Annotated in this window: 6 protein-coding genes and 1 pseudogene; 3 read left to right on the top strand and 4 right to left on the bottom strand. The window is 71.1% G+C overall.

Annotation, left to right across the window (positions count from 1 at the left end):
- Positions 1-283, top strand: a pseudogene (locus SSBG_RS30925) (hypothetical protein); the annotation flags it as partial.
- 246 nt (positions 284-529) lie between these two features.
- Here the strand turns inward: SSBG_RS30925 and SSBG_RS09555 are convergent.
- The 3 genes from SSBG_RS09555 to SSBG_RS09545 all read right to left on the bottom strand — a co-directional run bounded on the left by SSBG_RS09555 (position 530) and on the right by SSBG_RS09545 (position 3,442).
- Positions 530-1,930 (bottom strand): betaine/proline/choline family ABC transporter ATP-binding protein, encoded by a 1,401-nt coding sequence (locus tag SSBG_RS09555; RefSeq protein WP_234010737.1) that lies wholly within the window; start codon positions 1,928-1,930, stop codon positions 530-532.
- A 157-nt stretch (positions 1,931-2,087) separates the two neighbouring features.
- Complete coding sequence (locus tag SSBG_RS09550) at positions 2,088-2,735, bottom strand: ABC transporter permease (protein ID WP_008745965.1); 648 nt, start codon at positions 2,733-2,735, stop codon at positions 2,088-2,090.
- Positions 2,736-2,968: 233 nt separating this feature from the next.
- Positions 2,969-3,442, bottom strand: coding sequence for an Lrp/AsnC family transcriptional regulator (locus SSBG_RS09545; RefSeq protein ID WP_008745964.1), 474 nt, complete (start codon positions 3,440-3,442; stop codon positions 2,969-2,971).
- A gap of 343 nt (positions 3,443-3,785) precedes the next feature.
- On the opposite strand from SSBG_RS09545, the gene SSBG_RS09540 reads away from it, so the two are divergent.
- Positions 3,786-5,180: an FAD-binding oxidoreductase gene (locus tag SSBG_RS09540; RefSeq protein WP_008745963.1), complete on the top strand. Its 1,395-nt coding sequence runs from the start codon at positions 3,786-3,788 to the stop codon at positions 5,178-5,180.
- A gap of 92 nt (positions 5,181-5,272) precedes the next feature.
- Here SSBG_RS09540 and SSBG_RS09535 read toward each other — a convergent pair whose 3' ends face one another.
- Positions 5,273-5,752: an SsgA family sporulation/cell division regulator gene (locus tag SSBG_RS09535; protein ID WP_008745962.1), complete on the bottom strand. Its 480-nt coding sequence runs from the start codon at positions 5,750-5,752 to the stop codon at positions 5,273-5,275.
- A gap of 213 nt (positions 5,753-5,965) precedes the next feature.
- Between SSBG_RS09535 and SSBG_RS09530 the strand changes: the two genes are divergently transcribed.
- On the top strand, positions 5,966-6,206 hold a 241-nt coding region (locus SSBG_RS09530), incomplete at its 3' end, for a DUF2510 domain-containing protein (protein WP_158677757.1).

The following is a 6,206-nucleotide window of genomic DNA, read 5'->3' as shown; positions in this document are numbered from 1 at the left end:
GGACCTGCACCAGACCGCCGTCGGCCCCGGCGCGTACACGACGCACGTCAAGGGCGCCCCGGGCTCCACGTCGAAGATCCGCGACGGCAAGGTCACGATGTACACGGAGGAGCTCAAGGGGAAGCTGCTCGGCCTCATCCCGGTCGACTTCACGCCCGACAGCCCGCCGCCGCTCACCCTGCCCGAGCTGTTCTTCACGGACGATAAACGGTCGTCCAGGCCGGTCAGTTTCGGGCGGCACGCTCACCATTTCCGGGGACTGCACAACTACCTGAACAAGAACCGTGCATCCGAAGATCAGCAGTTCAACCTGTTGATAGTACGTACTAAGCTCTCATGTTTCACGTACTAAGCTCTCATGTTTAACGTACTAAGCTCTCATGTTTAACGAACTAAACCCTCATGGCTAACGTACTAAGCTCTCATGGCTAACGTACTAAGCTCTCATGTTTCACGTACTAAGCTCTCATGTTTGAACAATAAAATTAATATAAATCAGCAACTTAAATAGCCTCTAAGGTTTTAAGTTTTATAAGGGTCCCGCGTCGCTGACGGCCTTTAAAGCTTTTAAGGTTTCACGCCCGGGTTCCCGGGCGAGCCCTCGGGCGGGACGCCCACCCGTACCGCCGGCCGCCGCCCCCGTGTCCCCCGCCGGACCGGCGTCCGTACGCCCGGGAGCCCCGGCCCCCGTACGCCTGGGAGTCCCTGTCCCCTCCTCCTCCGCCTCCAGGGCCGTCGTCCGGTCCTGATGCGGGTGGTCCTGCTCCTCCTGGATCTCCTCCAGCTCGTGCCGGTGCTCGATCGCCTCCAGGCGGTCTTCTTCGAGCAGTTCGTGCACCGAATTCATCAGGGTCTGCATGTCCACGACCCCTTCGTACTCGCCGCGCCGCCCGGTCACCGCGACGCGCCCGGCGTTGTCCGTGAGCACCGCCTCCAGGGCGTCGCGCAGGGTCGCGTCCCGCGTCACCGTGTCCTGCACGAGCGCCCCGGCCCGGGAGAGGGAGCCCTTGGCGCGGCTGAGGTCGCCGCGCCTGAGCCACTTGTAGGGGCGGTCGCGGCGGTCGAGCATGAGCAGTTCGTTGTGCCCGGCGCCCGCCGCGCGCAAGCGGTCGAAGATGGTCTGGAGAGGATCGTCCACGGACACGGTCGGCCAGTCGGTGATCCCCACGTCCCGTACCCGGGTCAGGTTGAGGCGCTTGAGCGCGGCGCCCGCTCCGACGAAGCCGGAGACGAAGTCGTCCGCCGGATTGGTCAGAATCGCCTCCGGGGTGTCGAACTGCGCGATCTTCGAGCGATCGCGCAGCACCGCGATCCGGTCGCCGATCTTGATCGCCTCGTCGAAGTCGTGCGTCACGAAGACGATGGTCTTGTGCAGTTCGTGCTGGAGCCTGATCAGCTCGTCCTGGAGGTGATCGCGGGTGATCGGGTCGACGGCGCCGAAGGGCTCGTCCATGAGCAGCACGGGCGGGTCGGCGGCGAGCGCCCGCGCGACGCCGACGCGCTGCTGCTGCCCGCCGGAGAGCTGGCGCGGGTAGCGCCCGCGGAACTCGCCGGGGTCGAGGCCGACCAGGTCGAGCATTTCCTCCACGCGGTCCTTCACGCGGCTCTTGGACCAGCCGATCATCTTCGGCACGAGGGCGATGTTCTGCGCGACGGTCAGGTGCGGGAAGAGCCCGGACGACTGGATCGCGTACCCGATCTTCCGCCGCAGTTTCACCGGGTCCATGTCGGTGACGTCCTCGCCGCCGATCCTGATCCGCCCGCTGCTCGGTTCGATGAGGCGATTGATCATTTTGAGCAGCGTCGTCTTGCCGCCGCCGGAGGGCCCGACGAAGACGACGGTCTCGCCCGCCTTGATCTCCAGGCTCACGTTCTCGACGGCGGGGACCGAGGTGCCCGCGTAGATCTTGGTGAGGTTCTCCAGCTCGATCGTCGCCCCGCTCGTGTCACCCGCCCCGCCGGCGTCCGACCCGGACGCGCCCCGGCCGTTCGCGTCCGGGCCGTTCGCGTGCGCGCCGGTCGGGGCGGACGTGGCCCGGGCGGCTGCCGCGGAGGAGGCGGAGGCGCCCTGGGGCGGTGTGGAGGCGTCAGACACGGATACCCCTCGGGATGGTGAGCCTGCCGATCAGGACGTACGCGAAGTCGAAGAGCAGGGCGAGGACGACGATGCCGACGGTGCCGGCGAGGACCTGGTTCAGCGCGTTCTTGCTGCCCAGCGAGGCGATGCCGCGGAAGATCTCGTTGCCCAGCCCGGGCCCCGAGGCGAAGGCGGCGATGGCCGCGATGCCCATGAGCATCTGCGTCGAGACGCGGATGCCGGTGAGGATCGGCGGCCACGCGAGCGGCAGCTCGATGCGCAGGAGCCTGCTCGTACGGGACATCCCGATGCCCTTCGCGGCGTCCACGAGCGTCGCGTCCACCCCGCGCAGGCCCACGATCGCGTTCCGCACGATCGGCAGGAGGCCGTACAGCACGAGCGAGATGACCGTGGGCGCGACCCCGAGCCCCACGATCGGCACGAGCAGGCCGATGAGCGCGAGCGAAGGCACGGTGAGGATGGTCGATGTCGCGGTCGTGGCGAGATTGCCCGCCCACTCCGAGCGATAGCTGAGCACGCCGATCAGCACCCCGATGACGGTGGCCACGACCATGCACTGGAAGACGGCGCTCGCGTGCTGGTAGGCGTCCGAGAGCAACTGCTCGTGCCGGTTGCCGACATAGGTCCAGAAATTCACGCCACCGCTCCTGACTCCTGACGCCGTACGGGCGGCCCGCCGCGCCGCGAGACCGGTACGGGGACGTGTCGTACCGCTCCACAGTGGCGGCGGCACGGGCTCCGCGCTTGCGGGGTACGGCCATCCGGAGGCGGGAGGGACGTGGATGGGGGAGAGGGGGCGCGGGGGAGGGGCGCGAGGGGAGGTACGTATGGGGGAGAGCGCGCCGCGTCGGGGGAGCGGGGCGGGGCCGGTCAGCCGCGTGCGGCGTGCGCGGCCTGCTCGATGAGCGGGAGGAGCCGCAGCGGTACGGGGTTCTCCATGACGATCGCCGTCGAGGCGCGGACGATCCCGTCGAAGCCGACGACCTGGTCGATGACCCGTTGCAGGTCGGCGTTGGACCGGGCCACGAGCCGGCACAGCATGTCGCCCTGCCCCGTGGTCGTGTGCAGCTCCAGGACCTCCGGCACGCGCGCGAGATGCGCCCGCACCTGCTCGCCGCGCCCCTGCCGGATCTCCAGCGTCGCGAACGCCGTGACCGGGTACCCGAGCGCCGCCGGGTCCACCTCGGGCCCGAACCCCCGGATCACCCCGCGCGCCCGCAACCGGTCGAGCCGCGCCTGCGCCGTGCCCCGCGCGACCCCCAGCCGCCGCGACAGCGCGAGCACCCCGATCCGGGGCTCGCGCGCGAGCAGCAGAAGAAGACGGGCGTCGAGGGCGTCGATCACGGGGGCTCCGGCACGGTGAACAGGGGCGACTGGCTCCGCCCATTCACGCACCAGGCCGGGCACCCGGACAAGGCCCCCGGAGCGCGGACCGGCCACGGGCCGACCACGGACGCGGACCGGCCACGGATCGCGTCGGCTCCGGGAACGTCCCGCCCCGCCCCCGCCCCGCCTCGTCCCCCGGCGTGACCAGCCCCCCGGCCACCCGGCTTCCGCAGCTTCCCGCGAGCGTCGCGCGGGGGCGTCGCGCGGGGGCGGCGGGCAGTGGGTGGTGGGCGTCGGGCGCACGGCGGTGGACCGGCCGGGGTCTTCCGCCGTGCCGTCACGCGATGCCACTGTGTTCATCATGACCGAGCCGCTGAGCGAGGACGTTCCCGCCGCCCTTCTGGAGGACCTGCGTGCCGGGCTGCCCGCCGCCGCCGTCCTGGACGATCCCGCGGTGGTGGCCTCGTACGCGCACGACATGGCGAGCTTCTGCGCGGCAGGGCGGGCGGCGGCCGTCGTGCTGCCGCGTACGACCGAGGAGGTGCGGCACGTCATGCGGACGGCGAGCGCGCACCGCGTGCCCGTCGTGCCGCAGGGCGCGCGCAGCGGGCTGTCCGGGGCCGCGAACGCCGTGGACGGGTGCGTCGTGCTCTCGCTCGTCAAGATGGACCGGATCATCGAGATCGACCCCGTCGAGCGGGTCGCCGTGGTCGAACCGGGCGTCATCAACGCGGTGCTCTCGCGCGCCGTCGCCGCACACGGGCTGAACTACCCTCCCGACCCGTCCAGCTGGGAGATGTGCACGATCGGCGGGAACATCGGGACCGGCTCCGGCGGGCTCTGCTGCGTCAAGTACGGGGTCACCGCCGAGTACGTGCTCGGCCTCGACGTCGTCCTCGCCGACGGCCGCCTCCTGCGCACCGGGCGCCGCACCGCCAAGGGGGTCGCCGGGTACGACCTCACGCGGCTCTTCGTCGGCTCCGAGGGCAGCCTCGGCATCGTCGTACGGGCCGTGCTCGCCCTGCGCCCCGCGCCCGCCCCGCAACTCGTCCTCGCCGCCGAGTTCGGCACGACAGCCACCGCCTGCGAGGCGGTGCGCGCGATCATGGCGGGCGGCCACACCCCGTCGCTGCTCGAACTCATGGACCGCACGACCGTCCGCGCCGTCAACGCGTACGCCCGCATGGGTCTCCCGGAGTCCACCGCCGCCCTGCTCCTGTGCGCCTTCGACACCCCGGAGCCCGCGGCCGACCTGGCCGCCGTCGCCGCGCTGTGCCGGGAGGCCGGCGCGAGCGAGGTCGTCCCCGCCGAGACCCCCGCCGAGTCCGAACTCCTGCTCGCCGCGCGCCGCCTGGCACTCGTCGCGCTCGAAGCCGTCAAGGGCACCACGATGATCGACGACGTGTGCGTGCCCCGTTCCCGCCTCGCCGAACTCCTCGAAGGCGTCGAACGCATCGCGGAGGAGCACGAGTTGACCATCGGTGTCTGCGCGCACGCCGGTGACGGCAACACCCATCCGACGGTCTGCTTCGACGCCGCGGACGAGGACGAGTCCCGCCGCGCCCGCGCCTCCTTCGACCGGATCATGGCCCTCGGTCTCGAACTCGGCGGCACCATCACCGGCGAGCACGGCGTCGGCCTCCTCAAGAAGGAGTGGCTCGCCCGCGAGCTGGGCGAGACGGGCCTCGACGTGCAGCGCGCGCTCAAAGCCACGTTCGACCCGCTGGGCATCCTCAACCCGGGCAAGGTCCTGTAGGAGCACCGCACTTGGCGGTACGGGGCCGGGTACGGGTACGAGCGGGGACGGGCCCGGCCGGGCCGCGGCAGCCACCCCGGCGGCCACGCGGCTCACTCGCTCTCGTACCCCTCCTCCCGCCACGGATCGCGGTCCCGCTGCCACAGCTCCTCCACCGGCATCGGCGTGAGCAGGTGCCGCAAACCCTCCTCCATGCCGAGCAACTCCGCCTCCGTGCCCGGCGGGACGAGCCGCAGCGTGCGCTCCAGCCACGCCGTCATCGGCACCGCGGGCGCCTGGATCAGCGCCTCCCCGTCCGGCGAGGTGAGCGCGACCCGTACCGTCTCGCGCCCGTCCTCCTTCGCGGGCCACACCCGCACGTCTCCGTGCCCCGAGGGCCGGAACACGCCTTCGATCAGTAGTTCGCGCGAGAACGTCCACGCCACCGGGGACTCGGAGTTGAGGTGGAAGAGGATGTGCACGGCGTAGGGGTCGTCCGTGCGGTACGTCAGCCGTGCGGGTACCGCGACGGTGCGCTCCGGTGAGACGAGGAGCTGGAGTTCGAGTTCACGTTCCACGACGGAGTGCGCCACGGCTGGTCCCTTTCTGCCTCTGCGACGGCCCACCTGGAGGCCCGTACCGGGAGAGAGGGCGGTCGCAGCCCAGCATTACGCGGCTTGTGGAAAGTTTTTCGGTCAACCGCCGGGATTGCCCCCACCTCGGCCGGACCGGCCCGCAACACGCCCGAGTTCTGGTAAATGTGGACGCCCACCCCACTCACCGAGCAGATACGGGACGAGCGGACGATGAGCGCCCCCACTCCGGCAGCAGGCGACGCGTACCCCGGCGAGGGGTACTACCCCGATCCCTCCATCCCCGGCTACCTGCGCTACTGGAGCGGTACGGGCTGGGTCCCCGGCACCAGCCGCCCCGCCCCCGCCGACGGCTCGGTGCCGCCCCCGCCTCCCGGCTACCCGCGCCAGGCCGCGCCCGCGCCGCCCGCCCCGGCGGCTGAGGCCCCCGAGGAGACCGGTCCCCTCTTCTTCG

Origin of the sequence: Streptomyces sp. SPB074 (assembly GCF_000154905.1) — a bacterium.
Classification (GTDB): Bacteria; Actinomycetota; Actinomycetes; order Streptomycetales; family Streptomycetaceae; genus Streptomyces.
This window is presented reverse-complemented; position numbering and strand designations above follow the sequence as displayed.